The organism is Agromyces albus (genome assembly GCF_030815405.1).
GTDB classification, from domain to species: domain Bacteria; phylum Actinomycetota; class Actinomycetes; order Actinomycetales; family Microbacteriaceae; genus Agromyces; species Agromyces albus_A.
On sequence record NZ_JAUSWX010000001.1, the window covers coordinates 1,196,745 to 1,223,531 of the forward strand.

Here is a 26,787-nt window from a genome sequence, read left to right on the forward strand (position 1 = left end):
GCACGACATGAGTTTCCTCGAGTACGCACCCGCCCCCGAGTCGCGGGCGATCCTCTCGCTCCGCGACAACTACGGCCTCTTCATCGACGGCGAGTTCGTCGACGGCCGTGGCACTCCGTTCCAGACCATCTCGCCCGCGAGTGAAGAGCGCATCGCGACCATCTCGAACGCGAACGAAGCGGATGTCGCCGACGCGGTCGCCGCCGCCCGTCGCGCCTACGACCGCGTCTGGTCGCGCATGAGCGGCCGTGACCGCGGCAAGTACCTGTTCCGCATCGCCCGTCTCGTGCAGGAGCGCGCTCGCGAGCTCGCGGTGGCCGAGTCGCTCGACAACGGCAAGCCCATCAAGGAGTCGCGTGACGTCGATGTGCCGCTCGTCGCCGCGTGGTTCTTCTACTACGCGGGGTGGGCCGACAAGCTCGACCACGCGGGGCTCGGCGCGAACCCCCGTTCGCTCGGCGTCGCCGCCCAGGTCATCCCGTGGAACTTCCCGCTGCTCATGCTCGCGTGGAAGATCGCCCCGGCACTGGCCGCCGGCAACACGGTCGTGCTGAAGCCCGCCGAGACGACGCCGCTCACGGCGCTCATCTTCGCCGAGATCCTGCAGCAGGCCGACCTCCCCGCCGGCGTCGTGAACATCATCACGGGCGCGGGCGACACCGGAGCCACGCTCGTCGCCCACGACGGCGTCGACAAGGTGGCGTTCACGGGCTCCACCGCCGTCGGGCGCGCGATCGCGAAGCAGATCGCCGGCACCGACAAGAAGGCGACCCTCGAGCTCGGCGGCAAGGCGGCGAACATCGTCTTCGACGACGCCCCGATCGACCAGGCGATCGAGGGCATCGTCAACGGCATCTTCTTCAACCAGGGTCACGTCTGCTGCGCCGGAAGTCGCCTGCTCGTGCAGGAGAACATCCACGACGAGGTCGTCGAGCGGCTGAAGCTGCGGCTCTCGACGTTGCGGCTCGGCGATCCGCTCGACAAGAACACCGACGTCGGCGCGATCAACTCGAAAGAACAGCTCGAGCGCATCCGCGAGCTCTCCGACGTCGGCGTCGCCGAGGGCGCCGACCGCTGGAGCGCGCCGTGCGTGATCCCCGAGAACGGGTTCTGGTACGCGCCCACGATCTTCACGAACGTGCAGACGTCGAGCCGTATCGCTCGTGAGGAGATCTTCGGTCCGGTGCTCTCGGTGCTCACCTTCCGCACGCCCGCCGAGGCGATCGCGAAGGCGAACAACACGCCCTACGGCCTCTCCGCCGGCATCTGGAGCGACAAGGGCAGCCGTATCCTCGCCGTCGCCGACCAGCTGCGCGCGGGCGTCATCTGGGCGAACACGTTCAACAGATTCGACCCCGCCTCGCCGTTCGGCGGATACAAGGAGTCCGGCTACGGGCGCGAGGGCGGCCGCCACGGCCTTGCGGCGTACCTCGCCCCGAGCGCCGTCGGCCGGGGAGCCGCACAGGCGAACCTCGTGGCGCCCGCCACGGCCAAGCCGATCGAGACTGCGGATGCCGAGCCCAAGCGCACGCGCCGAACCGCGCAGCGCCGACAAACGGGCTCCGCGACGAAGGGATCGAAGCGATGACCCGCCTCGCCGTGCCGAAGACGTACAAGCTCTACATCGGCGGAGCCTTCCCGCGCAGCGAGTCGGGGCGCACCTATGAGATCGTCGCCGCCGACGGGGCGTTCCTCGCGAACGCGGCGAAGGCCTCACGCAAAGACGCACGCGACGCCATCGTCGCCGCTCGTGCAGCGGTGGCCGGCTGGTCGGGTGCCACCGCCTACAACCGCGGCCAGGTGCTCTACCGCATCGCCGAGCTGCTCGAAGGCCGCAGGGCCCAGTTCGTCGCCGAGATCGAGGAGGCCGAGGGCGTGTCGCGCGCCGTGGCATCCGCCCAGGTCGACGAGTCCATCGACCGCTGGGTCTGGTACGCGGGCTGGGCCGACAAGTTCGCGCAGGTCGCCGGCAACGCCAACCCGGTGGCGGGTCCCTACTTCAACATCTCGGTGCCCGAGGCCACGGGAGTCGTCGCGATCATCGCGCCGCAGGACTCGTCGCTCCTCGGTCTCGTCTCGGCGATAGCCCCGGCGCTCGTGGCCGGCAACTCGGTCGTCGTCGTCGCGAGCGAGCGATTCCCGCTCTCGGCGATCAGCCTCGCCGAGGTGCTCGCCACGAGCGACGTGCCGAAGGGCGTCGTCAACGTGCTGACGGGTTCTCCTGCCGAGATCGCCCCGTGGCTCGCGAGCCATTCCGACGTCAACGCGATCGACCTCGTCGGTGCAGGCGCGCTCGACTGGATCTCGCTCGAGGTCGACGCCGCCGACACGCTCAAGCGAGTGCTCCGGCCCGAGTCCGGCCCCGATGCCGCGGCACCCGCGCTCGGCCGCATCACGGCGTTCACCGAGACCAAGACGGTGTGGCACACGAAGAGCCTGCTCTAGTCGCACCGCACGGCGCGGGCATCCGAGCAGGGGGTCCTGCGCCGGTCGCGGCATGGCGTAGCCTCACGCTATGGCCAACACCACCAGCCCTCGTCTCTTGCAACTCGGGGTCCTAGCGCACTCCAGGAAGCCCGACGAGAAGCGACTGCCGTTGCATCCGTCGCACCTCGAGCGGATCGATCCCGACCTTCGCGAGAACATGCTCCTCGAGCGGGGATACGGCGAGCGCTTCGGCATCGCGGATGGGCAACTCGAGCCGTTGGTCGCCGGACTCGGCTCCCGGGAGGAGATCATCGCCCGGAGCGACGTCGTCCTGCTGCCCAAGCCGCAGGCCTCCGATCTTGAAGACCTGCACGACGGCCAAGTGCTCTGGGGCTGGCCCCACTGCGTACAGGATCGCGCGATCACCCAGCTCGCGATCGACAAGGGGCTCACCCTCATCGCGTGGGAGGCCATGAACCACTGGACGGCGAGCGGCGGCTTCGGGCTCCACGTGTTCCACAAGAACAACGAGCTCGCCGGCTACTGTTCCGTGCTGCACGCCCTGCAGCTGTGCGGGTCGACTGGAGACTACGGCCGTCGCCTGAGCGCGGTCGTCATCGGATTCGGTGCTACCGCTCGTGGTGCCGTGACCGCGCTGAACGCCCACGGCATCCACGACGTGCGCGTGCTCACCAACCGCGACACGGCTGCGGTCGGCTCGCCGATCCCCTCCGTCGACATCATCCAGTTCGAGCACAATCCCGAGGCGCCGTTCCTGAGCACCGTGAACACGGACGACGGCCCGGTGCCGCTCGCCCCGTTCCTGGCCGAACGGGACATCGTGGTCAACTGCACGCTCCAGGATCCCAACGCGCCGCTCACGTACCTGCGCACGGAGGATCTGGGTGCCTTCCGTCCGGGCAGCCTCATCGTCGACGTGTCCGTCGACGCCGGAATGGGATTCAGCTGGGCCCGCCCCACCTCGTTCGCCGAGCCGATCTTCACGGTGGGGGAGTCGACGAACTACTACGCCGTCGACCACAGCCCCTCCTACCTCTGGAACTCGGCGACCTGGGAGATCAGCGAAGCGCTCATGCCGTTCCTGCGCACGGTGATGGAGGGCCCAGAGGCGTGGACCGAGTCCGACACGATCGATCGCGCCACGGAGATCGCCGGCGGCCGCATCCGGAATCCCGCGATCCTGGAGTTCCAGCGTCGATCGGCCGAGTACCCCTACCTCTCACTCGCGTGAGCGGCGCCGGGCGCCGGGCGGCGGCGTCCCGCGAACGGGGGAGGTAACGAAACGGTAACGAAGTTGCTAGGGTGAATGCACCGTCGCGCAATGGCGCGCGACCGGTGGAAAGGCCCTACCCGTGACCCCACTCGCGCATCCACCACGCCGCGCCGTCCGCGTCCTGCTCGCATCGATCGCGGTCACGGCGACGGCGACCGCGCTCCTGCTCGCCGCCACGCCGACCACCGCGTCGGCAGTCGACGTGTTCGGTGCACTCCGGGTGCCCGGTGCGGCGGCGTTCATCGTCGGGCATCGGGGCGATCGAGCTGAGGCGCCGGAGAACACGATGGCCTCGCTCGAACGCGCGATGGAGGCCCTCGATTTCGTCGAGACCGACGTGCGGTTGAGCCGCGATGGCGTGCCCGTGCTCTTCCACGACACGAGTCTCGAGCGCGTCGCCGGGTCGCGGCACAGTGTCGACGAGCTCGACTTCGACGAGCTCCGCCGCCTCGACGTCGGTGCGTGGTACGGCGCCGAATACGCGGGGGAGCGCATCCCGACGCTCGACGAGTTCCTCGAAGCCCTCGCGAGCCGTGAGACGGCGCGTGCCCTCGTCGAGTTGAAGGCCGACTGGACTCCCGAGGAGGTTCGCACGGTCGTCGATCTCATCGAGCGGCACGGCCTTCGAGGCCGAATCGTGTTGCAGAGCTTCAGTCTCGAGACCCTCTTCGCCGTGCAGCAGGTGTCGCCCACGACCCCTCGCATCATGCTCATCCGCGAGCTGCCCGCTGAGCCCGTGGCGCTCGCCGAGCGACTCGGGGTGATCGGCTTCGGCACGACGGCCGCATCGGTCACCGCCGTACCTGGCGCGCTCGAGGCGCTGCACGCGGCGGAGATCGCGGTGCTCTGCTACACCCTGAACACCCACGAGAGCTGGCAGGAGGTGAGCGAGCTCGGCGTCGACGGCATCATCACCGACCAGCCGAGCGAGCTCGACCAATGGCTGGCCACCACGGCGCCCGGCACATGAGGCGGCTCGTCAGCCGACGCTGAGCCCGAGCCGGTCGGCGGCCGCACGGAACTCGTCGTACATGCGCTCGGAGAAGAGCACGAAGCGCACGAGCGGAGGGGCGTCGGCAGCCTCGGCCGTGGTGCCGAGGGCGACGAGCGCGGCGTCATCGGCGGGCCATCCGTAGACCCCTGCGGAGATCGCCGGGAAGGCGACGGAGGCCGCTCCGAGGCCGGTCGCGACACGTAGCGAGTTACGGTACGCCGCAGCGAGCAGCTCCCGCCTCGCGTCGGCGTCGGGGCCGGGCCCCGGCCAGACGGGACCGACGGTGTGGATCACCCAGCGCGCGGGCAGGCGGCCGGCCGTCGTGGCGACGGCCTCGCCGGTGGGCAGGCCCGACCGCAGCAGCGTGGTCGCGCGCAGTGCGCGGCACTCCTCGAGGATCGATGGTCCGCCGGCGCGATGGATCGCCCCGTCGACGCCGCCGCCGCCCATGAGGCTCGAGTTGGCGGCGTTGACGATCGCGTCGACGCGTTCGGCGGTGAGATCGCCGGTGATCAGCTCGATGCGGGGCACGATCGCTTCCCTTCGGTCACGCGAGAGCCCGGTCGATGGCCGCGATCTGGCCGGGGCCGGTGCGGCAGCAGCCGCCGATGAGTCCGGCGCCGGCCGCCCGCCACGACCGCACCGCCTCGGTCGGGAACGCGGCGCGTCCGCTCCAGCGCCGCGCTGCGGCATCCCACGTCTCACCGCTGTTCGGATAGACGACGATCGGCTTCGTCGTGACCTCGCGTGCCGCCTCGATGGCGCCGAGCACCTCACCGGGTGCGCAGCAGTTCACGCCCACGGCGACGACCTCGTCGACGGCGGCGGCGAGCGCGAACGCCTCGGCGAGCGGCTCGCCGCTGCGAAGCCGGCCGGCGAGTGGAGTCACCGAGATCCAGGCGGGAGTGCCGGTGCCGGCGAGCTCGGCGAGGATCGCCTCCACCTCGACGAGCGAGGGCATGGTCTCGACCGCGATGAGGTCGGCGCCGGCGCCGGCGAGCACGTCGATGCGCTGCCGATGCCAATCGCGGAGCTCTCTGACACCCAGCCCGAGGTCGCCGCGGTACTCGGACCCGTCGGCGAGCATGGCCCCGTATGGGCCGACGGATGCCGCCACCCAACCGTGCCCGGCCTCGTCGCGCGCGCGGCGGGCCAGCTCCACACTGCGGCGCAGGATCCCGGTCGTCGCGTCGGCGTCGAATCCGGCGCGAGCACATCCTTCGTACGTCACCTGGTACGAGGCGGTGATCGCCACGTCGGCGCCGGCGGCGAAGTAGTCGCGGTGCACGTCGAGGACCTCGTGGGGCGAATCGGCGAGCACTCGCGCGCTCCACAGCTCGGAGGAGACATCCGCTCCGCGCTCCTCGAGTCGTGTGCCGAGGCCGCCGTCGACGACGAGCGCGCGATCGGCGAGGGCATCGATCAGGCTCGGACCCGACACGGTCAGCCGCGGTTGTTGGAGAGCTCGAAGATGCGCACGAGCTCGGAGACAGCTGCCTCGCGCTGGTCGCCGCCCGTCTCGTACATGTCGGTGACGTGCGTACGCAGGTGGTTCTCGACGAGCAGCTTGTTGAGCGAGGCGAGCGACTTCTGCACCGCGAGCGAGAGCGTGATGATGTCGACGCAGTAGTCGTCGTTCTCGATCATCTTCTCGATGCCGCGGAGCTGGCCCTCGATGATCTTGGTCCGGTGCAGGGCGCGCTTCTTGATGTCGTCGATCACGGTCCCATCCTATCGCCCGGAGGGATATACCCCCGGGGGTACATTCAGGCCGGATGGCACTAACGTTGGGGCATGACGCGCCTCCGCCTCGCCTGCACGCTCGCAGCGTCGGTCCTCGCCCTCGCGCTCGGCCTCGCGGCGTCGCCGGCGGCCGTCGCGTTCGCGGCGGAGCAACCCGGGGAGGCGGCATCCGTCGACGCGCGTGCTCGAGCCGGCGTCGACGACTTCACGTTCGCGTCGTTCGACGCGGTCTACGAGCTCTCCCGCGACGCCGACGGCCGCTCGGTGCTCGACACGACCGAGACGCTCGTCGCCGTGTTCCCCCAGTTCGACCAGAACCGGGGCATCCGCCGGGCCATCCCGCTGCACTACGACGGCCACCCGACCGACATCCAGATCGAGTCGGTGACGGATGCCGCCGGCAGCCCGCGCGCATTCGAGGCCGAGCGCGACGAGAACGGGGAGTTCCTCCTCGTCACGATCCGGGCCGACGACTTCGTGCACGGCGAGCAGACCTACGTCATCAGCTATCGACAGCACAACGTGACGTTCACGCCCGACGACGCCGCGATCGACGAGTTCTACTGGGACGTCAACGGCACCGGCTGGGCGCAGCCCTTCGGACGAGTGCGGGCGGAGCTGCGCCTGAGCGCCGACCTCGCCGAGGCGTTCACGGGCGACGTCGCGTGCTATCGCGGCTGGACGGGCTCCGACACGCCGTGCGAGACGATCTCCGTCGGAGACTCGCTCCCGCCGGTCGTCGTCGCCGAGGCGTCGACCCTCGGTCCCTACGAGAACCTCACGATCGCCGTCGGCTTCGCGCCCGGCACGTTCGAGCCGCGCGACGATGCGTTCATGTCCTCGCCCGCGGCGATCGCCGGCGCGCTCGCGACCATCGTGGCGATCCTCTCGATGCTCGCGGCGATCGTCACGCGCGTGGTGCGGTGGCGCAATCACCCCGGCCGCGGCACCATCATCGCCGAGTACGAGCCACCGGCCGGGGTGAGCGCCATGGTCGCCGCCGACCTCGTGGGCCGATCCGGCAAGGGCATCACGGCGACGATCCTCGAGCGCGCGGTGGCGGGCGAGCTGCGCATCGTCGAGACGGGTCGCAAACGCTACGCGGTCGAGTACGTCGGCGGCGAGGCGGGCGACGCCGACGCCCGCTCCGTGGTGTCCGCGCTCTACGGCGTTCCGACCCCGGGGGAGCGGCGCGAGCTGAGGTCCCGCGACACGGCGCTCGGCAAGCGGCTCCTTGCGGTGCGCCACGCCGTCACGAAGCGCGTCGCGAAGACGGGCCTGCGGCGCAGGCCCGACCTCGGCCGCCGCACGCTGTTCGCCGTCGTGGGCATGATCGGCTCGGTGCTGAGCGTGGTCTTCGGTGTCATCGCGCTCGACGCGCAGATGGGCGGGCCCTGGCCGGCGATCTGGTTCGTCGCGGCGATCCTCGCCGAGCTCGGGACGTTCGTCGTGGTCATGGATGTGCGCCCGCTCACCCAAGCGGGGCGAGCGGCACGCGACCACCTCGAGGGACTCCGCCTCTACATCCGGCTCGCCGAGGCCGACCGGCTCCGCGTGCTGCAGAGTCCCCACGGGGCACTGCGGGTCGAGCGTCCGGCTGCGGCGGGTGTGCCGGCCGTGCCGGTCTCGACGGGTGGCGCGGCCCCGGCGCCTGGGCCCGCCGCCCCGCTCGCACCGCTCGACCCCGTCGTCGTGCTGAAGCTCAACGAGCGACTGCTGCCGTACGCGGTGCTGTTCGGTCTCGAACGCGAATGGAGCCGCGAGCTCGCGTCGCTCTACGAGCAGACCGGTACCGCGCCCGACTGGTACGCCGGCCGAAGCGCCTTCAATGCCGGGGTCTTCAGCGGGGCCGTGCACTCGTTCTCGTCGGCGTCGAGCGCCTCGTGGTCGGGTTCGAGCTCGAGCTCGTCGAGCAGCGGCTCGGGCGGCGGCGGCTCGTCGGGCGGCGGGGGCGGCGGAGGCGGCGGCGGCGGGGTCTGATTCGCGCGGTCAGTCCGCGACGGCCTCGTCACTCAGGTCGACGCGACGTTCCGTGTCGAGGCCTGGCACCTCGTCGTCGAGACTGTCGTCGATCGTGCGTTCATCGCCGTCGGCGGGCTCGGCGGCCGTGTCGGGCTCGTCGAACTCCGTGTCTTGCGCCACCGTGAATTCGTCGTCATCGGGCGAGACGCCTGCACCCGCCCTCGCGAGATCGTCCATGGTCCAAGAGTAGGCCGCAGAGGAAGTTCCCGCACGGGCCTGCGGATGCGTCTCGCGACCCGCGGCATCGCTTCGTCGCATCCTGCGCCGAAATCCGGGTAGAATGGCGCTGCGCCCGACGAATCCGTTCTTCGGCCGACCGCGTGAGCCCAGCTCGCGTGCTGCTCGGTTCGGGATTCGGCGTACCGCGATCGGCGACATCGGGTGATGTGCCGAACCGGCCTCGACCATCACGACCGATGTCGAGGGGGCATGCCGGATGCGGCCCAGAAACTGGAGGACCATTGGCCCAGACGAGGCAGCGACAGCGTACGCGCTCGCGCGACGATGACGCACCCATCATCCCGATCCTCGCGCGCAAGGTGCGCGAAGTCGAGACGAAGGCGCAGAAGGGCAAGCTCGGGCCTACGAACCGCACGAAGTACCAGGTCATCGCGTTGCTCATGCGCGAAGAGCGTGCCCGTGTGAAGGCAGACCCCGAGGTGACCGATGCCGCACGTGCCGAGCTGCTCAAGCGACTCGACGGCATCGCGCAGATCCTGGCCAAGACGGCCGGGCGCGACACGAGCCTCATCGCCCTGCTCGAGCCCGACGCCTCGATCTCCACGGTCGCGCAGCGGTTCCGCCGCGACTGGCTGCTCGAGTCCGGCGCCGAGCTCTCGCCCGACGAGCTCATCATCACGCGCGAGCCCGAGCTGAAGCCCATGCTCGCCGAGAACCAGGTGATCCCGGCATCCGTGCGCTCGAGGCAGCTCGCGAACCCCTTCCTCGCCCCCGACTTCTCGAAGGCCGCCCCGGCGCCCGTGCCGGTGCGTCGCCTCGCCAACTGGGAGCTCCTCGGCCCGTTGTTCAAGTCGTTCGAGACCGGCTCGGGCGGCCAGGCCGCCTCGATGGAGCTGCCGGAGGCGCCCAAGGTCGACCGCCTCTCGCCGCGCGGTCTCGAGCTCATGATGCACCAGATCCGATTCATCGAGAGCGTGCGCGAAGGACACCGCACTTTCCTGCTCGCCGATGAGCCGGGCCTCGGAAAGACGGCGCAATCAGTGCTCGCGGCATCCGTCGCCGACGCCTACCCGCTGCTGGCCGTCGTGCCGAACGTCGTGAAGATGAACTGGGCTCGCGAGGTTGAGCGCTGGACCCCGCATCGTCGCGCCACCGTCATCCACGGCGACGGCGAGACCCTCGACGCGTTCGCCGATGTCGTCATCGTGAACTACGACGTGCTCGACCGGCACATGGCGTGGCTGTCGACCCTCGGCTTCAAGGGCATGGTCGTCGACGAGGCGCACTTCATCAAGAACCTGCAGTCGCAGCGGTCGCGCAACGTGCTCACGCTCGCCGAGCAGATCCGACGAAGCGCACCGGGCGGCGACCCGCTGCTCCTCGCCCTCACGGGCACCCCGCTCATCAACGATGTCGACGACTTCCGTGCCATCTGGAAGTTCCTCGGCTGGATCGAGGGCGACCGGCCGTCGCCCGAGTTGCTCGGCAAGCTCGAGCTGACGGGGCTCACTCCGGCCGAGCACGGCTTCTACCCCGAGGCCCGCCGCGCCGTCATCGACCTCGGCATCGTGCGTCGCCGCAAGGTCGACGTCGCCGCCGACCTGCCCGCGAAGCGCATCGCCGACCTTCCCGTCGAACTCGACGACGAGCTCGGCCGTTCGGTGCGCGCCGCCGAACGCGAGCTCGGAAACCGCCTCACCGGCCGCTTCCGTGCACTCGTCGAAGCGCGCAATCTGCGCATCGGCGATCTCGACGACGATCAGCGCGAGCAGTTCATCCGCGCGGTCGCGCATGCCGAACTCGAAGAGTCCAAGGCGTCGAAGTCGGGCGAGAACGTCTTCACGATGGTGCGCCGCATCGGCCAGGCGAAGGCCGGCCTCGCCGCCGACTACGCCGCCCAGCTGGCCCGATCGGTCGGCAAAGTCGTGTTCTTCGCAAAGCACATCGACGTCATGGACCAGGCCGAAGCGGCGTTCGCGGCGCGGGAGCTCCGCACCGTGTCGCTCCGCGGCGACCAGACCGCCTTCCAGCGGCAAGCGGCGATCGACGCGTTCAACAACGACCCCGAGGTCGCCGTCGCGGTGTGCTCGCTCACGGCGGCGGGCGTCGGCGTGAACCTCCAGGCCGCGTCGAACGTCGTGCTCGCCGAGCTCAGCTGGACCGCAGCCGAGCAGACGCAGGCGATCGACCGCGTGCACCGCATCGGCCAAGACGAGCCCGTCACGGCATGGCGCATCATCGCCGCGGGCACGATCGACGCGCGCATCGCGGAGCTCATCGACTCGAAGCAGGGCCTCGCGGCCCGCGCCCTCGACGGCAGCGACGTGGAGCCCGGTTCGGCCGACTCGGTGCAGCTCGATGCGCTCGTGCACCTGCTGCGACAGGCGCTCGACGGGGCACTCTGACGCTCGCTCGGCAGGGCGCGCGGGATCGCCCTTCGTGGGAAGGCTATAGACTGCGGCAGTCGAAACGCCCCGACGAAGCGGCCTCCGGCACCATCACAGGTTCCTCTGAGATCGCGACAGGTCTCTTCACGCAACTGGAGTCACACGAGGCATGAAGATCGGTATCCTCACGAGCGGCGGAGACTGCCCCGGGCTGAACGCCGTGATCCGCGGCGCCGTGCTGAAGGGTGTCATCTCGCATGATGCCGAGTTCGTCGGCTTCCGCTGGGGCTGGAAGGGCGTCGTCGAGGGCGACCTCATGCCGATCGAGCGCCACGACGTGCGCGGCCTCTCGAAGCAGGGCGGCACGATCCTCGGCTCGAGCCGCACCAACCCCTTCGAGGGCGAGGGCGGCGGCCCGGAGAACATCCAGCGCATGCTCGACGAGAACGGCATCGACGCGATCATCGCGATCGGCGGCGAGGGCACGCTCACCGCGGCGAGGCGACTCACCGACGCCGGCCTGAAGATCGTCGGGGTTCCGAAGACGATCGACAACGATCTCGCGGCGACCGATTACTCCTTCGGCTTCGATACCGCCGTCGAGATCGCCACCGAGGCGATCGACCGGCTCCGCACGACCGCCGAGTCGCACGGGCGCTGTCTCGTCGTCGAGGTCATGGGCCGGCACGTCGGCTGGATCGCGCTGCACTCCGGCATGGCCGGCGGCGCGCACGCCATCCTCATCCCCGAGCAGCCCAAGACCATCGACCAGATCTGCGAGTGGGTCGAGTCGGTGCGCGACCGCGGCCGGGCGCCGCTCGTCGTCGTCGCCGAGGGCTTCCACCTCGAAGACATGGAGGGTGCGCACTCCCACAAGGGCCTCGACGCGTTCAACCGCCCGCGGCTCGGCGGCATCGCCGAGCGGCTCGCACCCATGATCGAGGAGCGCACCGGCATCGAGTCGCGAGACACCGTGCTGGGCCACATCCAGCGCGGCGGCGCCCCGAGCGCGTACGACCGGGTGCTCGCGACGCGACTCGGCATGCATGCGGTCGACGCGGTCTACGAGAACGCCTGGGGTTCGATGGTGACGCTGCGCGGCACCGACATCAAGACCGTCTCGATCGCCGAGGCCGTCGGCAGCCTCAATCGCGTGCCGCAGGCGCGCTACGACGAGGCGAAGATCCTCTTCGGCTGACGGATGCCGCTCCCACAGGTCTGCGTCTGCTACCTCCTGCGCGAGCGGGACGGCACCACCGAGGTGCTCCTCGGCCGCAAGAAGCACGGCCTCGGCGAGGGCTACTACGTCGGCCTCGGCGGCAAGCTCGAGCCGGGCGAGTCCCCGGTCGAGGCCGCGGTGCGCGAGGTGGCTGAGGAGTCCGGCGTCATCGTCGCGGCTGCAGATCTCGAGCCGCGCGGACTGCTCAGCTATCGGTTCCCGCACCGCGAGGCGTGGAGCCAGGAGTCGAACGTGTTCGTGTGCCGTCGCTGGATCGGCGAGCCGGCGCCATCCGACGAGCTCGATCCCGAGTGGTTCGAGATCGGGGAGCTTCCGCTCGACGAGATGTGGGACGACGCACGGTTCTGGCTGCCCGGCGTGCTCGCGGGCGGGGCCGTGCGGCGATCTTTCACGTTCGGAGCGGATCTCGCCTCCGTCGTCGATCCGGTGGTTTGATTTCGGGGGCGCAGGGTGCGAGTATCGAGTCGTCGCACGGCTCTCGCCGGTTCCGCAATACACGCCCCCTGAACTTGTGGTGAACAACCTCACCGATTCCAGAGAAAGTCGCCGGTGGATCTCACCCTCATCGTCGTGCTGGTCATCGCACTGGCGCTCTTCTTCGACTTCACGAACGGCTTCCACGACACGGCGAACGCGATGGCCACCCCCATCGCGACCGGGGCCCTGCGTCCGAAGGTGGCGGTCGGGCTCGCCGCGATCCTGAACCTGATCGGTGCGTTCCTCTCGACCGAGGTGGCCAAGACCGTTTCGGGCGGCATCATCCGCGAGGGTGACGGGGGGGTGCTCATCACCCCGGAGCTCATCTTCGCGGGGCTCATCGGCGCAATCGTGTGGAACATGGTCACGTGGCTGCTCGGCCTGCCGTCGTCATCGAGCCATGCCCTCTTCGGCGGGCTCATCGGCGCCGCCCTCGTCGGAGCCGGCATCGGGGCGATCGACTTCGCCGTCGTGCTCTCGAAGATCATCCTCCCCGCGGTGCTCGCCCCGCTCACGGCCGGGCTCATTGCGTTCGCCGCGACGAAGCTGGCGTACGCGATCACGCGGCGCTACGACGGCAAGCCCGACGGCCGCGACGGCTTCCGCTACGCGCAGATCTTCTCGAGCTCACTCGTCGCGCTCGCCCACGGCACGAACGACGCGCAGAAGACGATGGGCGTGATCACGCTCACCCTCATCGCCGTCGGCATGCAAGACGTGGGCACGGGTCCTGAGGGCTGGGTCGTCGTGACGTGCGCGGTCGCGATCGCGCTCGGAACCTACATGGGCGGATGGCGCATCATCAAGACCCTCGGCACGGGACTGACCGACGTGAAGCCCGCTCAGGGATTCGCGGCAGAGACCTCCACGGCCGCGACGATCCTCGCCTCGAGCCACCTCGGCTTCGCCCTCTCGACGACGCAGGTCGCGTCGGGCTCCGTCATCGGCTCCGGCCTCGGGCGGCGCGGCTCGAAGGTGCGGTGGCGTACCGCCGGACGCATCGGCATCGGCTGGCTCATGACGCTGCCGGCGGCCGGTGGTGTCGGCGCGCTCGCGGCCGTCATCGCCGGCCTCGGCATGGTCGGCATCCTCATCGACGCCGTCATCGGCGTCGCGGTCATCGCGGCCATCTTCCTCTGGTCGCGCCGCAACCAGATCTCGCACCACAACGTCGTCAGCGAAGTCGCCGACTCCGGTCGGGCCGTGAAGATCAAGCGCAATCCGAAGCCGAAGAAGAAGGTGAAGCTGTGATCGACTGGATCGCGTTCCTCATCGTGCTCTTCTCGGCGCTCCTCGGCGCCGGCATCGTCGTGAGCGCCTTCTCGCTCGGCATCCGGCTGATCACCATCTCGGGCCGCACGCCCATCGTGACCCCCGCGGAGTTCACCGACGCGATCACGGTCGTCACTCCGGCCGAGGCCCGCGCGGCCGAGAAGAAGGCGGCGAAAGCCGCGAGGAAGAGTCCGCTCACCGAGGCCCAGAAGCGCGCGGCGCTCGTCGGCGCGTGGGCCTGCTTCGGCGTGAGCGGCATCGCCGTGCTCGTGGGCGTCTACCTCATCGTGCCCGCGCTCCACGGCGTCGTCTGAGCGATCGGCGGGCCGAGCCCCGGCGCGGGCACGCCGCCCCGGGATCGGGGGGATAGCCCCATGTCACCGCGCCCGCGGCGTCCGTAGCGTGGAATCACACCCCACGAACAGGAGAGATCGACATGACCACCGTCACCCCGACCGACCAGCAGGCGCCGTTCGCCGAGCAGAACCCCTACGCCGCCCCTGGGGCGGAGACGCGTGGGTTCAGCGTCTCGAGCCTCGTGCTCGGGCTCGTCTCGATCGTCGCGAGCTACACCTTCGTCGTGCCCGCCATCGGCCTCGTGCTCGGCATCCTGGCACTGAAGCGTGAGCCCGCAGCGCGCACCATGGCCATCTGGGGCATCGTGCTGAACGCCGTGATGCTCGGCGGCGCGGTGCTCGTGAGCCTCGGCGCACTGGCCTTCGGCCTCGCGATGCTGCCGTTCGCCGTCTTCGGCTGAACGGCACCGGCCGAAACGGGCCGCGTCCCCGGCTTCGGGGCGCGGCCCGTTCTCATGCCCGGCCGCGCGCGGCATCCGCTCACGCGAAGAAGCCGCGCAACAGCGCCTCGGTGCCCTCGAGGTGCTCGGCCATCGCGCTCGCCGCCTCGTCGGGACTGCCTCGGAGGATCGCGCCGACGATGGCGCGGTGCTGCTCGTCGGAGTGCGCGATGTTCGGCGCGAGGAGCGGAATGCCGTCGAGCAGCTCGTTGACCCGCATCCGCACGTCGGCGACGAGCGGGATGACGCTCGGCGCGCCGAGCACCTCGGCGATGAGCAGGTGCAGCCTCGAGTCGGCCATGCGGTACTGGGCGGAGGTCGCGACCCGGCACTCCTCATAGGCCTGCCAGAGCCGTTCGCGGTCGGTGGCCGCGAGCTCGCTCTCGGCCGCACGACGAGCCGCACCGACCTCGATCACGGCGCGCAGCGCGAGGGTGTCCTCGAGCCGGATCGCCCGGGTCGCCGGGTCTCCGCCGGCACCAGGCGCTGAAGACGACGTGGAGGGGAGCTCGTCGGAGACGAAGGTGCCGCCGTAGCGGCCGCGACGGGAGACGATCCAGCCCGCTTCGCCGAGCGAGGCGATCGCCTCGCGAAGCGTGTCGCGGCTCACCTCGAGCATTCCCGCGAGCTCTCGCTCGGGCGGCAGCTGCTCGCCCGGCCCGATGAGTCCGAGCCGGATCGACTGCAGAAGTCGCTGCACGGTCTCCTCGAAGGCGTTCGCCGGGCGGGCCGGGGTGAGCAGGAGCCCGGGCCGCAGCACGTCGGCGACGACCTCGGGCGGCGCCGTCGGTGCCGTCGGCGGCGCGGGCTCAGGTACGCCCGCGGCCGGGTCGCCCGCGTCGTCGCCCCGCTCCCGAATGGCCATGACTCGAGCCTAGAGCGGAGTGACGTACGCCGAGCTGATGCCGCCGTCGACCAGGAAGGTCGATCCGGTGATGAACGAGGCGTCGTCGCTCGCGAGGAACGCGACCGCCGCCGCGAGCTCCTCGGGCTCGGCGAAGCGGCCGACCGGCACGTGCACGAGCCGGCGCTGCGCGCGTTCGGGATCGCTCGCGAAGAGCTCCTGCAGCAGCGGCGTGTTCACTGGGCCGGGGCACAGGGCGTTCACGCGAATGCCCTGACGCGCGAACTGCACGCCGAGCTCGCGGCTCATCGCGAGCACGCCGCCCTTCGACGCCGTGTACGAGATCTGCGACGTGGCGGAGCCGAGCACCGCGACGAACGACGCCGTGTTGATGATCGATCCGCGTCCCTGCGCGACCATGTGCCGCAGGGCGGCACGTGAGCAGAGGTAGACCGACTTCAGGTTGACGTCCTGCACCTTCTGCCACGCCGGCAGCTCGGTCGTCTCGATCGAGTCGTCGTCGGGCGGCGAGATCCCGGCGTTGTTGAACGCGATGTCGACCGAGCCGTATGTCTCGGCGGCGCGGTCGAAGAGCGTGTTCACCTGCGCCTCGTCGGTCACGTCGACCTGCACGAAGAGACCGCCCACGAGCTCGGCGGCAGCGGGGCCCGCCGTGGCATCCATATCGCCGATGACCACCGTGGCACCCTCGGCGGCGAGCCGCTTCGCGGTCGCGAGGCCGATGCCCGACGCACCGCCGGTGATGACGGCGACACGGCCGGCGAGCCGCTGGGTGAGATCGATGCGCGGGATGGCGGTCATGGTGCTCCTAGGGGGTCGACGGCGATGAAGACGTTCTTGGTCTCGGTGAAGGCGAGCGGGGCGTCGGGCCCGAGCTCACGGCCCAGGCCGGATTGCTTGAAGCCGCCGAACGGCGTCGAGTAGCGCACCGAGGAGTGCGAGTTCACCGAGAGGTTGCCCGACTCCACACCTCGGGCCACGCGGATGCCGCGGCTGAGGTCCCTCGTCCAGATCGAGCCCGAGAGGCCGTAGTCGCCCGCGTTCGCGAATGCCACGGCGGTCGGCCTCGTCATCGAACGGGAACACCGAGACGACGGGTCCGAAGATCTCCTCGCGGGCCGCGCGTGAGTCGCGAGCGGGGGTGAGCACCGTCGGCGGGAACCAATAGCCGGGACCGGAGGGCGCGCTGCCGCGGAACGCGACATCGGCGTCGTCGGGCACGAACGAGCGCACCTGGTCGAGATGCGCGCCGGCGACGAGGGGCCCCATCTCGGTGCGCTCGTCGGCGGGATCGCCGACGGCGACACCGGCGACGGCGGGCTCGAGCAGCTCCATGAACCGCTCGTAGACGTTGCGCTCGACGAGGATGCGGCTGCGGGCGCAGCAGTCCTGCCCGGCGTTCTCGAACACGCCGTAGGGCGCCGTGGCCGCCGCGCGCTCGAGGTCGGCGTCGGCGAAGACGATGTTCGCGCTCTTGCCGCCGAGTTCGAGGGTGACCCGCTTCACCTGGGCGGCGCACCCGGCCATGATGTGCTTGCCGACCTCGGTCGAGCCCGTGAAGACGATCTTGCGCACCGTCTCGTTCGTGACGAGGCGCTCGCCGACCACCGATCCCTTGCCCGCCATGACCTGGAAGAGCCCGTCGGGGAGGCCGGCCTCGAGCCCGAGCTCGGCGAGCCGTAGGCTCGTGAGCGGGGTCCACTCCGCGGGCTTCAGCACGACGGCGTTGCCCGCCGCGAGTGCCGGAGCGAAGCCCCACGCCGCGATCGTCATCGGGAAGTTCCACGGCGTGATCACGCCGACGACGCCGAGCGGCTCCTGGAACGTGACGTCGAGGCCGCCGGCGACCGGGATCTGCCGGCCGAAGAGCCGCTCGGGCGCGGCGGAGTAGTACTCGAGCACGTCGCGCACGTGCCCCGCCTCCCAGCGGGCCTGGCCGACCGGATGGCCCGAGTTGCGCACCTCGATGCGCGCGAGCTCCTCGACCGCGTCGTCGACCGCGTCGGCGAAGCGCCGGAGCAGTCGCGCACGGTCGGCCGGAGCGACGAGCGCCCAGGCGCGTTGCGCCTGCGCGGCGCGGGCGATCGCGGCATCCGTCTCCTCGATCGTCGCGGAGGCGACCGTGGTGACGACGGTCTCGTCGGCTGGGTTCACGATCGTATGGGTCACGATTGGCTCCTCGGGTGTGCTCGGGTCTCTCGGTGCGTGCGCGCGGCGTCGACGAGGCCCGCGAAGAGCCGTCGATCGGCGGCGTTCTCCTCGGGATGCCACTGCACCCCGATGCCGAACGGCACCGAGTCGAGCTCGACAGCCTCGACGACGCCGTCGGCGGTGCGCGCCGTCACCGTGAGACCCGGGGCGACCTGGTCGAGGGCCTGGTGGTGGTACACGTGCACGGGCAGCGGCGCGTCGCCCTGGCCGAGCAGCGCGCCGAGCCGGGAACCCGGCTCGATCGAGACCTCCTGCTCGCCGAACACCGCGGGCGCGGGCTGGTACGCCTCGGTGCCGAGGACATCGGGCAGGTGCTGCACGAGCGTGCCGCCGAGTGCGACGTTCATCAGCTGCACGCCGCGGCAGATGCCGAGGAACGGCAGTTCGAGCTCGACGGCGGCCGTGAGCAGTGCGTCCTCCCAGTCGTCGCGATCGGTGCGCGGGGCGCCGGTGCGCTCGTGCGGCGACTGCCCGTAACGCGACGGGTCGACGTCGGCCCCGCCCGAGACGATGAGGCCGTCGAGCGCGCCGAGCACCGCGCGCGCGATGTCAGGCGAGACCGGCTGGGGCGGCAGCAGCACCGCGACGCCGCCGGCATCGGTGACGGCGTCGATGTAGACCTTCGGCAGGAACGAGGCGCGCACGTTCCAGACGCCGGTCTGCGACTGCTCGAGGTAGGTGGTCACGCCGATGAGCGGCGAGGTTGGCTCAGAGCCGTTCGAAGCCACGCACCCGCTCCCAATCCGTGACGGCCGCGTCATAGGCGGCGAGCTCGATGCGCGCGTTGTTGAGGTAGTGCTCGACGACCTCGTGACCGAAGGCCTCCATAGCGATCGCGGAGCCGGCGAACAGCTCTGCCGACTCCCGGAGCGTGGCTGGAACCCGCGCGATGTCGCTCTCGTAGGCGTTGCCGGCGAAGAGCTCGTCGAGCTCGAGCTCCTGGTCGATGCCGTGCAGGCCCGCGGCGATGAGCGCGGCGACCGCGAGGTACTGGTTGACGTCGCCGCCCGGAACTCGGTTCTCGACGCGCATGCCGAGCCCGTGCCCCACGACGCGGAGCGCGCACGTGCGGTTGTCGAGTCCCCACGCGATCGCGGTCGGTGCGAAGCTGCCCGCGACGAAACGCTTGTAGGAGTTGATGTTCGGCGCCGAGAAGAGCGTGAGCTCGCGCATCGCCGCGAGCTGGCCGGCGAGGAAGTGGGTGAAGAGCTTCGACATGCCGTGCGGGGCATCCGGGTCGCTGAAGACCGCCTCGCCGTTCTCGCCGCGCAAGGAGATGTGGATGTGGCAGCTGTTGCCCTCGCGCTCGTTGAACTTCGCCATGAAAGTGAGCGACTTGCCGTGCTTGTCGGCGATCTCCTTCGCGCCGTTCTTGTAGATCGAGTGGTTGTCGCACGTGCCGAGCGCATCGGTGTAGCGGAACGCGATCTCCTGCTGGCCGAGGTTGCACTCGCCCTTCACGCCCTCGCAGTACATGCCGGCGCCGTCCATGGAGTTGCGGATGTCGCGCAGCAGGGGCTCCATTCGCGTCGACGCGAGCAGCGCGTAGTCGATGTTGTAGTCGCTCGCTGGCGTGAGGCCCTGGTAGCCCTTGCGCCAGGCGTCGCGGAACGAGTCGTCGAAGACGATGAACTCGAGCTCGGTGCCCACGAACGCGGTGAGGCCGCGTTCGGCGAGCCGCTCGAGCTGGCGCTGCAGGATGCGCCGTGGCGAGGGTTCGACGGGCGTGCCGTCGAGCCAGAGCAGGTCGGCCGTGACGAGGGCGGTCGCCTCGAGCCACGGGGCCGCGCGCAGCGTCGTGAAGTCGGGGATGAGGGCCATGTCGCCGTAGCCGCGCTCCCAGCTCGACATCGCGTACCCGTCGACCGTGTTCATCTCGACGTCGACGGCGAGCAGGTAGTTGCAGGCCTCGACGCCGTGCGCTGCGGCGTCCTCGAGGAAGAGCCTCGCCGAAACGCGCTTGCCGATCAGTCGGCCCTGCATGTCGGTGAAGGCCACGATGACCGTGTCGACCTCGCCCTCGGCGATGGCGCTGCGCAATTGGTCGAGCGAGAGGTACCCGGTCGGTGCCGTCATCCGCAACTCCTCAGAACGTGGTCGAAAGGTCGGTAACGCCGACCATTACATCACAGGCGGCACGGGCTGGATAGGCGCGTGCCTGCCCGTTTCGACGAGAGGTCGTCGGATACGCCTCGAGAAAGGTCTGTACGAGCGACCATTGCGCACCCTATAGTCGGGCCCAACGCATCGCACCCGCGCCGCCCCCACGGCTGCGCGATGAGCACGAGGGAGCCGTCATGGCCAAGGACACCCTGAACGTCTCGGGAGTGAAGTACTCGACCGCCGAGTCCGGATACTTCGACAAACGCAAGCTCACCCGTACTGCGGGCGTCTGGGGCCTCTGGGGCCTCGCGGTCGCCGCGGTCATCTCCGGCGACTTCTCGGGCTGGAACTTCGGCATCGACTTCGCGGGCTTCGGTGGCATGCTGATCGCCTTCGCGATCCTCGTCGTCATGTACTACGGCCTCATCTTCTCCATCGGTGAGATGGCGTCGGCGATGCCGCACACGGGCGGCGCCTACTCGTTCTCGCGCGCTGCGATGGGCCCATGGGGCGGATTCGTGACGGGACTCGCCGAGACGATCGAGTACGTGGCCACGACGGCCGTCATCGTCTACTTCTCGGCCGCCTACGCCGACAGCATCACCTCCGAGCTGCTCGGGTTCTCGATGCCCGCGTGGGTGTGGTGGGTCATCCTCTACCTCCTGTTCATCGGGCTCAACACCGCCGGGGCGAGCATCTCATTCAAGTTCGCTATCGTCGTGTCGATCATCTCGATCGGGATCCTCCTCGTGTTCTCGGTCATGGCGGCCACGTCGGGCCTGTTCTCGTGGGACAACCTCTTCGACATCGCCCCCGACGCCGGCCAGACCGCATTCCTGCCGCACGGCGTGTTCCCGATCCTCTTCGCCCTGCCGTTCGCGATGTGGTTCTTCCTCGGCATCGAGGAACTGCCGCTCGCGGCCGAGGAGTCGCACGACCCGGTGCGCGACATCCCGCGCGCCGGTCTCTGGGCCCGCGGCACGCTCATCGTGACGGGCCTGCTCGTGCTGTTCCTCAACACGGGCGTCGTCGGCGCCGAGGCGACCGGTGTCGCCGGCGAACCGCTGCTCGACGGCTTCCGCGCGATCGTGGGCGACGGCGCGGCGGCGGTCCTGGCGCTCTTCGCCCTCATCGGGCTGCTGGCATCGCTGCAGGGCATCATGTTCGCCTACGGACGCAACATGTACTCGCTCTCGCGGGCGGGCTACTACCCGAAGTTCCTCTCGCTGACCGGCACGCGGCAGACGCCGTGGGTCGCGCTCGTCGCGGGCGGCATCATCGGGTTCGTGGCACTCGTCATCGTCGACGCCGCCGGTGGGTCGACGGGAGTGGCCGGTGCGATCGTGCTGAACATCGCGGTCTGGGGCGCGGTGCTCGCGTACCTCATGCAGATGGTCGCCTTCGTCATCCTGCGGCGCAGGTTCCCGAACGCGAAGCGCCCGTTCCTCAGTCCGTGGGGCGTGCCGGGTGCCGTGGTCGCGGGAGTGATCGCCGCGCTCATCTTCGTGGGCACCCTCATCAATCCGGCGTTCCTCCCGGCGATCATCGCGATCCTCGTGGTGTACGTCGTGATGCTCGCGATCTTCGCGCTCTGGGGCCGACACCGCCTCATCCTCTCGCCCGAAGAGGAGTACGCGGTGTCGGGCGGCCTGCACGGCGACCCGCAGGCCGAGGGCTACGGCGGAGCGGTCGAGAGCGAGCTGCTCGCCTCCGACGGCGTCGACGAGCCCGACGTGATCGACGAGCCCGACCGGGTCTGAGTCACTCGAGCGGGAGGCGGGGCGCAGTGGCGCCCCGCCTCCCGCTCTGCGTCAGAGCGCGACGGCGCCGCAGAGGTGCACGTCGAGCCCGAGTTCGGCGAAGAGTGCCGCCTTGGCGAGGAGCGCGCGATCGGCGGCTGCGGCATCCGGCGCATACGCCACTTGCACGTGATTCGCCTTGTGCCTGGCCATCAACTGGTCGCGGCTCACGCCGTGCAGCACCGCGTGCATGATCGGCCACTGCGGGTCGGTCGCGTCGAGGCGTCGCTGCGTCTCGGCCTCGGGCAGCTCTCGCACCGAGCCGCGGCCGAGGTCGACGTGCAGGCGGCCGTCCATCAGGAAGACGCGCGACCAGACGATCTCGCCGGGCTTCGAGACGCCCGAGAGGGTGCCGCCGCCGAGCGGGAAGAACATCGGCGGCTGGCGCATGCTGTACGACTTGTCGTAGCCGCCGTTGTGGCTCGCGGGCACCGATCCCGAGATCTCGAACACCCAGACGAACTCGCCGTCGTACTCCTCGCCCCAGCGCACGTCGTGCAGGGTCGTGGCGGGGTCGAAGCCCATGGCGTTCCAGATGCGGTTCGTGATGAGTGCGTCGACGGCGACGCCCTCGTCGACCTCGTTGAAGTGGGGGAGTGCGGCGCCGGGGTAGAGCTCCCGCTCGCCGCCGCGCGAGCGCACGGGCGGCCGCTCGACGTTGTTGAGCAGGCCCTCGGCGAGGTCGGATGCCGGAACCATGTCCTTCAGGCCCTGCTGGTACTGGATCCCGACGGCGTCGAGACCGAAGTCGTCGGAGATGCGCACGGCGGCGATGTACATCTTCAGCTGGCTCTGCACCTGGGCGCGAGTGAGCTCGGTCGCGTCATCCGTGCCGAAATGGAACGTGAGCCCTGCGTTCTCGAGCCAGGCCATCACCTCGTCGGCCTCGGCGTCGCTCACGCGCGCCATCTCGGCGAGGAGCGCGCTCTGCGAGAGGCGCTCCTTGTAGATGCCGAGCGGATTCAGCAGCTCGTCGTCGATGATCGCGTTGTACATGCCCATGCAGCCCTCGTCGAAGACGCCGATGATGGCCTTCTCGACGCGGAGCTCGTCGGCGAGTGCACGGCCGAGCGCGACCTCGGGTGCGGCGTCGTCGAGCGCGGGGAGATCGCGCACGTGGCTCAGGTCGTGCTCGATGCGCCCGGTCTCGAGCCATTCGCCGAGCTTGTCGACCGCCCAGTCGTCGGTGAAGTCCGTGCTCCAGAGCGCGGAGTGCTCGACCCCTGCCTTCGTGAGGCTCGCGGTGAGGTTCAGGAGCCCGACGAGGCCTGGGAAGTCGCCCGCCCAGTTCGCGACGACGAGGATCGGGCCGCGGTGCGTGCGAAGGCCCGCGAGCACGTGGTGGCTGTACTGCCAGACCGCTTCGACGACGACGAGCGGCGCTTCGGGCGGGAGTGTCTTGAAGACCTCGATGCCGGCGCGCTGGCTGTCGATGAAGCCGTGCCCGGTGAGCTCGTCGACGCCGTGACCGCGTTCGACCGACCAGCCGAGTCGTTCGACCGCCGCGGCGAAGTCGGCTTCGAGGTGCTCCTGCGTCGGCCAGCACTTCGTGTTGGCACTCAGCCTGAGGTCGCCGGATGCCACGGTGTAGACGGTGCCGGGCGCGGCGGTGCGCGGATGGCGCCTGGCCGGAAGGGTGTACTGCATCATGGTTCTCTTCCTACTCGTTCTCGGTCGTGTTCATGGGTCCATCTGGCGATGTCGACTCCCAGCACTGCCCGTACGGCCATTCGCGATCCTCCTCGATCCGGATAGAGGACAGCGTTGCAGAAATCGATTTCACGCGCAAGCAGGTTGCCTGATCGCGTTCCGCGTGCGCGGCGTCACCGCACGTGCGCGAGGGCGTTCTCGGGATTGGTCGACACCTCGTTGCGCAGCACGACCGTGCGCGGCGGCCGGTCGTCGCCGTTGATGCGGTCGAGCAGCATCGTTGCGGCGGTTCTGCCCATGGCGCGCGCGGGCACGTGCACGACGGTCATGCCCGCGGGAGCGAGGGCGGCGAACGGAAGGTCGCCGAACGCGGCGAAGCCGAACGTCTCGGGCGAGCTCCCGGCGCCGTAGAGCACCTGGAGGGCGCCAACGCTCATGAGGTTGTTCGCAACGAAGACGGCGTCGGGCGGCTCGGGCAGCGCCAGGAGTCGCTGCATCGCCGCGCGCCCGCCGTCGACGCGGTAGTTCGCGTGCTCGAGGAGCGCCTCGTCGGGCGTGAGGCCGGCCGAGCGCACGGCGTCGCGCCATCCGTCGGCTCGGTGCTGCGCCGTCTCGACGTCACTCGGGCCTGTGATGCAGCCGATCCGCTTGAAGCCGTGCGTGACGAGGGCGCTCGTGGCGGCCATGCCGCCGGCACGGTTGTCGACCATGACCGCATCGATGTCGAGTCCGTGCGGGCCGCGGTCGACGGCGACGACGGGTCGGGACCGGGAGAGCAGCGGATGCAGGTCGCTGTCGTCGCTCGCCGCCGCGATGATGATGCCGGCCATATTCTCGAGCACCGCGATGTCGATGTACTGCGCTTCCTTCGCGACGTCCTCGTCGGAGTTGCAGAGCACGACGGAGAACCCGGCTGAGCGGGCGGCATCCTCGACGCCCCGGGCGAGCGAGGTGAAGAACGGGTTCTCGATGTCGGGGATGATGAGTGCGATGATCTCGCTGTGCCGACGCCGGAGGGTGCGCGCCGTGCGGTTCGGCGTGTAGGCGAGCTGGGCCGCGGCCGCGCGCACGAGGACGGCCTTCTCCTCCGACACGTTGTTGCTGTTGAAGACGCGCGAGACCGTCGCGGGCGAAACGCCGGCGAGCTTTGCGACCTCGTAGATGGTGGCCACAACTCCTCCAATCGAACGGGACGCCGGTCTGTTGACAGTCTCGGACGCGATCCCTACAGTGAACACTACTTGCCTGAAATCGATTCCAACAGTGCAGCAGGACGGTGTCGTCGAAAGCTCCTCCCTCCGCTGCGCGGAGAGAGACCCACTGTGCACCACTCCAACATCGCCGGCCTCCGCCGGGCGCAGACCCGCTCGATCAGCCCTGAGAACTTCGACGGCGCGATCGGCGGTGGCGGCCGCGCCGTCGACGGAACCGGCGCCGCTGCCTCGCGCGACCTCGGCGTCGGCTGGAAGGTCTCGCCGAGTGTCGTCGTGAAGGCGGGCCAGACCTTCGACCTCGCGCGCATCGGGGGCGCCGGCAGGATCACGCACATCTGGATCACCACCCACAAGGACAACTGGCGCACGCTCGTGCTGCGGGCCTACTGGGACGGCGCAGAGGAACCGGCCGTCGAAGTGCCCTATGGCGACTTCTTCTGCCATGGCTGGGGCGAGTTCGCGCAGGTCTCCTCGCAGGTGATCGCCGCCAACCCCTTCGGCGGCTTCAACTCCTACTGGCCGATGCCGTTTCGCACCGGCGCACGACTCACGATCGAGAACACCTCGGTCGTCGACGTCGTCGTGTACTACCAGGTGACGTACGAGCAGGGCGGCGACGTCGCCGACGATGGCTACTTCCACGCGCAGTGGCGCCGCAGCAACGTGCTCGCGCACGCGGCGACCCACACGATCCTCGAGGGCATCGAAGGGCGCGGCCACTACGTCGGCACCTATCTCGCCTGGGGTGTGAACAGCAACGGCTGGTGGGGCGAGGGCGAGCTCAAGTTCTACCTCGACGCCGACGAAGAGTACCCGACCATCTGCGGCACCGGCACTGAGGACTACTTCGGCGGCGCCTGGAACTTCGACGTACCGGGCCGCGGGTACACCGAATTCACCACGCCCTACCTCGGCATGCCGCAGGTGATCAGACCCGACGGACTCTACGTGAGCCAGCAGCGCTTCGGGATGTACCGCTGGCACCTGCCCGACCCCATCGTCTTCCACGAGCGGATGTCGAAGGTCGATGTGCAGGCGCTCGGCTGGCGCAGCGGCTGGCGCTACCTGCCCCTCCAGGACGACATCGCCTCGACCGCCGTCTTCTACCTCGACCGGCCGGTCGCGAACCGTCCGCCCGCGCCCGACGCCGATGCGATGGAGATCCACCTCGGCAGCGCGCCCGTTCCCGACCTCGGCTCCGAGCCGCCGCGGGCCCCGCAGGGCTGAGCACGACGACGACGGATGCCCCGGGGCGCCCGCCCCGGGGCATCCGCATTACCACTCCTACTTCATGCCAGCGAGGCGCACGCCGTTCACGATGTAGCGCTGGAACACGAGCAGGAGCGCGATCGTCGGCAGTGCGGCGAGGGTCGAGCCGGCCATGAGCAGTCCCCACTCGTTGCCTCGGTCGGAGCGGAAGTTGCCGAGGTACTGCATGATCTGGAACAGGTTCGGGTCCTGGATCGTGAGGATCGGCCAGACATAGGCGTTCCAGTACGCGAGGTACGACGCGACGCCGACGACCACGAACGGCCCCTGCGACTGCGGCAGGAAGATCGTCGTGAAGATCTTCCAGCGGCTCGCACCGTCGATGAGCGCGGCCTCCTCGATCGCGACGGGCATGTTCAGGTAGAACTGCCGGATGAAGAACATCTGGGCGGCCGCGGCGACTCCGGGGATGATGAGCACGGCGAGCGTGTTCAGCATGCCGAGGTTCGAGACCACGACGAACGACGTGAGCAGGATCGCCATCGCCGGGATGAACATCGGCGTGATGCAGTACAGCCACCAGAAGCGCTTGCCACGGAAGTCGAGGCGCGCGAACGCGTAGGCCGCGAACGAGTTCACGGTGAGGCTCAGCACTGTGAAGATGACGGCGCCGAGGAACGTGACGCCCATCGCCATCAGGAACTGCGGGTCCTGCAGGATGCTCGCGTAGTTGTCGACGATCCAGATCTCGGGGAAGAACTGGAAGGGCGAGCGGAGCACCTCGTTCTTGCCCTTGAAGCCGGCGATGAGCATCCAGGCCAGCGGGAGGAGGGCGGAGATCGCGATGAGCGCGACGAGCGCGAGCCGCGCGGCGCGGAAGAGGGGAGTGGAGGTCATGGCGGTT

24 protein-coding genes and 1 pseudogene are annotated in these 26,787 nt (G+C 69.8%); 13 read left to right on the top strand and 12 right to left on the bottom strand.

The features are described from left to right. Positions 1-7 precede the first annotated feature (7 nt). From QFZ29_RS05525 to QFZ29_RS05540, 4 genes are all read left to right on the top strand, one after another. A complete protein-coding gene (locus tag QFZ29_RS05525) occupies positions 8-1,588 on the top strand; it encodes an aldehyde dehydrogenase family protein (RefSeq protein WP_306893217.1) in 1,581 nt (526 codons plus the stop codon). Then, positions 1,585-2,445 (top strand): aldehyde dehydrogenase family protein, encoded by an 861-nt coding sequence (locus tag QFZ29_RS05530; RefSeq protein ID WP_306893218.1) that lies wholly within the window; start codon positions 1,585-1,587, stop codon positions 2,443-2,445. Before QFZ29_RS05525 ends, QFZ29_RS05530 begins: the two co-directional genes overlap by 4 nt. A 70-nt stretch (positions 2,446-2,515) precedes the next feature. Beyond that, positions 2,516-3,679, top strand: a complete 1,164-nt coding sequence (locus tag QFZ29_RS05535) for a N(5)-(carboxyethyl)ornithine synthase (protein WP_306893220.1) — start codon at positions 2,516-2,518, stop codon at positions 3,677-3,679. 121 nt (positions 3,680-3,800) lie between these two features. Continuing rightward, on the top strand, positions 3,801-4,691 hold the full coding sequence (locus QFZ29_RS05540) for a glycerophosphodiester phosphodiesterase (protein ID WP_306893221.1): 891 nt from the start codon (positions 3,801-3,803) through the stop codon (positions 4,689-4,691). A 9-nt stretch (positions 4,692-4,700) separates the two neighbouring features. Here the strand turns inward: QFZ29_RS05540 and QFZ29_RS05545 are convergent, their stop codons facing one another. From QFZ29_RS05545 to QFZ29_RS05555, 3 genes are read right to left on the bottom strand one after another with little or no spacing between them, the layout of a single operon-like run. Continuing rightward, positions 4,701-5,246, bottom strand: coding sequence for an O-acetyl-ADP-ribose deacetylase (locus QFZ29_RS05545; protein WP_306893222.1), 546 nt, complete (start codon positions 5,244-5,246; stop codon positions 4,701-4,703). A 16-nt stretch (positions 5,247-5,262) separates the two neighbouring features. Then, positions 5,263-6,156: a homocysteine S-methyltransferase gene (mmuM, locus tag QFZ29_RS05550; protein ID WP_306893223.1), complete on the bottom strand. Its 894-nt coding sequence runs from the start codon at positions 6,154-6,156 to the stop codon at positions 5,263-5,265. Between the two features lie 2 nt (positions 6,157-6,158). After that, positions 6,159-6,437 carry a metal-sensitive transcriptional regulator gene (locus QFZ29_RS05555; RefSeq protein WP_306893224.1) on the bottom strand — a complete coding sequence of 93 codons (279 nt, stop codon included), beginning with the start codon at positions 6,435-6,437 and terminating at the stop codon, positions 6,159-6,161. 72 nt (positions 6,438-6,509) lie between these two features. Here QFZ29_RS05555 and QFZ29_RS05560 point away from each other — a divergent pair, with 72 nt between their 5' ends. Further along, positions 6,510-8,438: a DUF2207 domain-containing protein gene (locus tag QFZ29_RS05560; RefSeq protein ID WP_306893225.1), complete on the top strand. Its 1,929-nt coding sequence runs from the start codon at positions 6,510-6,512 to the stop codon at positions 8,436-8,438. Positions 8,439-8,447: 9 nt separating this feature from the next. Here the strand turns inward: QFZ29_RS05560 and QFZ29_RS05565 are convergent, their stop codons facing one another. Next, complete coding sequence (locus QFZ29_RS05565) at positions 8,448-8,657, bottom strand: hypothetical protein (RefSeq protein WP_129521317.1); 210 nt, start codon at positions 8,655-8,657, stop codon at positions 8,448-8,450. A 239-nt stretch (positions 8,658-8,896) separates the two neighbouring features. Between QFZ29_RS05565 and QFZ29_RS05570 the strand changes: the two genes are divergently transcribed. The 6 genes from QFZ29_RS05570 (at position 8,897) to QFZ29_RS05595 (ending at position 14,793) form a co-directional block, all read left to right on the top strand. Beyond that, positions 8,897-11,065 (top strand): DEAD/DEAH box helicase, encoded by a 2,169-nt coding sequence (locus QFZ29_RS05570; protein ID WP_306893226.1) that lies wholly within the window; start codon positions 8,897-8,899, stop codon positions 11,063-11,065. A 151-nt stretch (positions 11,066-11,216) separates the two neighbouring features. Continuing rightward, positions 11,217-12,245: a 6-phosphofructokinase gene (locus QFZ29_RS05575; RefSeq protein ID WP_306893227.1), complete on the top strand. Its 1,029-nt coding sequence runs from the start codon at positions 11,217-11,219 to the stop codon at positions 12,243-12,245. Between the two features lie 3 nt (positions 12,246-12,248). Then, a complete protein-coding gene (locus tag QFZ29_RS05580; RefSeq protein ID WP_306893228.1) occupies positions 12,249-12,722 on the top strand; it encodes an 8-oxo-dGTP diphosphatase in 474 nt (157 codons plus the stop codon). 114 nt (positions 12,723-12,836) lie between these two features. Then, complete coding sequence (locus QFZ29_RS05585; RefSeq protein WP_306893229.1) at positions 12,837-14,015, top strand: inorganic phosphate transporter; 1,179 nt, start codon at positions 12,837-12,839, stop codon at positions 14,013-14,015. After that, positions 14,012-14,350 (top strand): peptidase, encoded by a 339-nt coding sequence (locus QFZ29_RS05590; protein WP_306893230.1) that lies wholly within the window; start codon positions 14,012-14,014, stop codon positions 14,348-14,350. Before QFZ29_RS05585 ends, QFZ29_RS05590 begins: the two co-directional genes overlap by 4 nt. A gap of 122 nt (positions 14,351-14,472) precedes the next feature. Continuing rightward, a complete protein-coding gene (locus tag QFZ29_RS05595; protein ID WP_306893231.1) occupies positions 14,473-14,793 on the top strand; it encodes a hypothetical protein in 321 nt (106 codons plus the stop codon). A gap of 79 nt (positions 14,794-14,872) precedes the next feature. Here QFZ29_RS05595 and QFZ29_RS05600 read toward each other — a convergent pair whose 3' ends face one another. From QFZ29_RS05600 to QFZ29_RS05620, 5 genes and pseudogenes are all read right to left on the bottom strand, one after another. Continuing rightward, positions 14,873-15,697, bottom strand: a complete 825-nt coding sequence (locus tag QFZ29_RS05600; protein WP_306893232.1) for a FadR/GntR family transcriptional regulator — start codon at positions 15,695-15,697, stop codon at positions 14,873-14,875. A gap of 9 nt (positions 15,698-15,706) precedes the next feature. Then, positions 15,707-16,498 carry a 3-oxoacyl-ACP reductase gene (locus QFZ29_RS05605; RefSeq protein WP_306893233.1) on the bottom strand — a complete coding sequence of 264 codons (792 nt, stop codon included), beginning with the start codon at positions 16,496-16,498 and terminating at the stop codon, positions 15,707-15,709. Then, positions 16,495-17,866: pseudogene (locus tag QFZ29_RS05610) on the bottom strand (aldehyde dehydrogenase family protein). Before QFZ29_RS05610 ends, QFZ29_RS05605 begins: the two are co-directional and overlap by 4 nt. Beyond that, a complete protein-coding gene (locus QFZ29_RS05615) occupies positions 17,863-18,594 on the bottom strand; it encodes a gamma-glutamyl-gamma-aminobutyrate hydrolase family protein (protein WP_306893234.1) in 732 nt (243 codons plus the stop codon). The pseudogene QFZ29_RS05610 and the gene QFZ29_RS05615 overlap by 4 nt, the downstream one beginning before the upstream one ends. A gap of 22 nt (positions 18,595-18,616) precedes the next feature. Next, on the bottom strand, positions 18,617-19,984 hold the full coding sequence (locus tag QFZ29_RS05620; RefSeq protein ID WP_306893235.1) for a glutamine synthetase family protein: 1,368 nt from the start codon (positions 19,982-19,984) through the stop codon (positions 18,617-18,619). Between the two features lie 221 nt (positions 19,985-20,205). Between QFZ29_RS05620 and QFZ29_RS05625 the strand changes: the two genes are divergently transcribed. Beyond that, on the top strand, positions 20,206-21,771 hold the full coding sequence (locus tag QFZ29_RS05625; RefSeq protein ID WP_306893236.1) for an amino acid permease: 1,566 nt from the start codon (positions 20,206-20,208) through the stop codon (positions 21,769-21,771). A 51-nt stretch (positions 21,772-21,822) separates the two neighbouring features. On the opposite strand, the gene QFZ29_RS05630 is transcribed toward QFZ29_RS05625, so the two are convergent. Together QFZ29_RS05630 and QFZ29_RS05635 are read right to left on the bottom strand one after the other, a co-directional pair. Then, complete coding sequence (locus QFZ29_RS05630; protein ID WP_306893237.1) at positions 21,823-23,460, bottom strand: fucose isomerase; 1,638 nt, start codon at positions 23,458-23,460, stop codon at positions 21,823-21,825. A gap of 173 nt (positions 23,461-23,633) precedes the next feature. Next, positions 23,634-24,632, bottom strand: coding sequence for a LacI family DNA-binding transcriptional regulator (locus QFZ29_RS05635; protein WP_306893238.1), 999 nt, complete (start codon positions 24,630-24,632; stop codon positions 23,634-23,636). Positions 24,633-24,782: 150 nt separating this feature from the next. Between QFZ29_RS05635 and QFZ29_RS05640 the strand changes: the two genes are divergently transcribed. Further along, positions 24,783-25,901 (top strand): glycoside hydrolase family 172 protein, encoded by a 1,119-nt coding sequence (locus QFZ29_RS05640; protein WP_306893239.1) that lies wholly within the window; start codon positions 24,783-24,785, stop codon positions 25,899-25,901. A gap of 57 nt (positions 25,902-25,958) precedes the next feature. Here QFZ29_RS05640 and QFZ29_RS05645 read toward each other — a convergent pair whose 3' ends face one another. After that, entirely contained in the window at positions 25,959-26,780 is an 822-nt protein-coding gene (locus tag QFZ29_RS05645) for a carbohydrate ABC transporter permease (protein WP_306893240.1), read from the bottom strand. Positions 26,781-26,787 lie beyond the last annotated feature (7 nt).

Coding starts and splice junctions, on each gene's coding strand:
- QFZ29_RS05525 (WP_306893217.1), top strand. CDS start 8: ATGAGTTTCCTCGAGTACGCACCCGCCCCCGAGTCGCGGGCGATCCTC.
- QFZ29_RS05530 (WP_306893218.1), top strand. CDS start 1,585: ATGACCCGCCTCGCCGTGCCGAAGACGTACAAGCTCTACATCGGCGGA.
- QFZ29_RS05535 (WP_306893220.1), top strand. CDS start 2,516: ATGGCCAACACCACCAGCCCTCGTCTCTTGCAACTCGGGGTCCTAGCG.
- QFZ29_RS05560 (WP_306893225.1), top strand. CDS start 6,510: ATGACGCGCCTCCGCCTCGCCTGCACGCTCGCAGCGTCGGTCCTCGCC.
- QFZ29_RS05565 (WP_129521317.1), bottom strand. CDS start 8,657: ATGGACGATCTCGCGAGGGCGGGTGCAGGCGTCTCGCCCGATGACGAC.
- QFZ29_RS05570 (WP_306893226.1), top strand. CDS start 8,897: ATGTCGAGGGGGCATGCCGGATGCGGCCCAGAAACTGGAGGACCATTG.
- QFZ29_RS05575 (WP_306893227.1), top strand. CDS start 11,217: ATGAAGATCGGTATCCTCACGAGCGGCGGAGACTGCCCCGGGCTGAAC.
- QFZ29_RS05580 (WP_306893228.1), top strand. CDS start 12,249: ATGCCGCTCCCACAGGTCTGCGTCTGCTACCTCCTGCGCGAGCGGGAC.
- QFZ29_RS05595 (WP_306893231.1), top strand. CDS start 14,473: ATGACCACCGTCACCCCGACCGACCAGCAGGCGCCGTTCGCCGAGCAG.
- QFZ29_RS05600 (WP_306893232.1), bottom strand. CDS start 15,697: ATGGCCATTCGGGAGCGGGGCGACGACGCGGGCGACCCGGCCGCGGGC.
- QFZ29_RS05605 (WP_306893233.1), bottom strand. CDS start 16,498: ATGACCGCCATCCCGCGCATCGATCTCACCCAGCGGCTCGCCGGCCGT.
- QFZ29_RS05620 (WP_306893235.1), bottom strand. CDS start 19,984: ATGACGGCACCGACCGGGTACCTCTCGCTCGACCAATTGCGCAGCGCC.
- QFZ29_RS05625 (WP_306893236.1), top strand. CDS start 20,206: ATGGCCAAGGACACCCTGAACGTCTCGGGAGTGAAGTACTCGACCGCC.
- QFZ29_RS05630 (WP_306893237.1), bottom strand. CDS start 23,460: ATGATGCAGTACACCCTTCCGGCCAGGCGCCATCCGCGCACCGCCGCG.
- QFZ29_RS05645 (WP_306893240.1), bottom strand. CDS start 26,780: ATGACCTCCACTCCCCTCTTCCGCGCCGCGCGGCTCGCGCTCGTCGCG.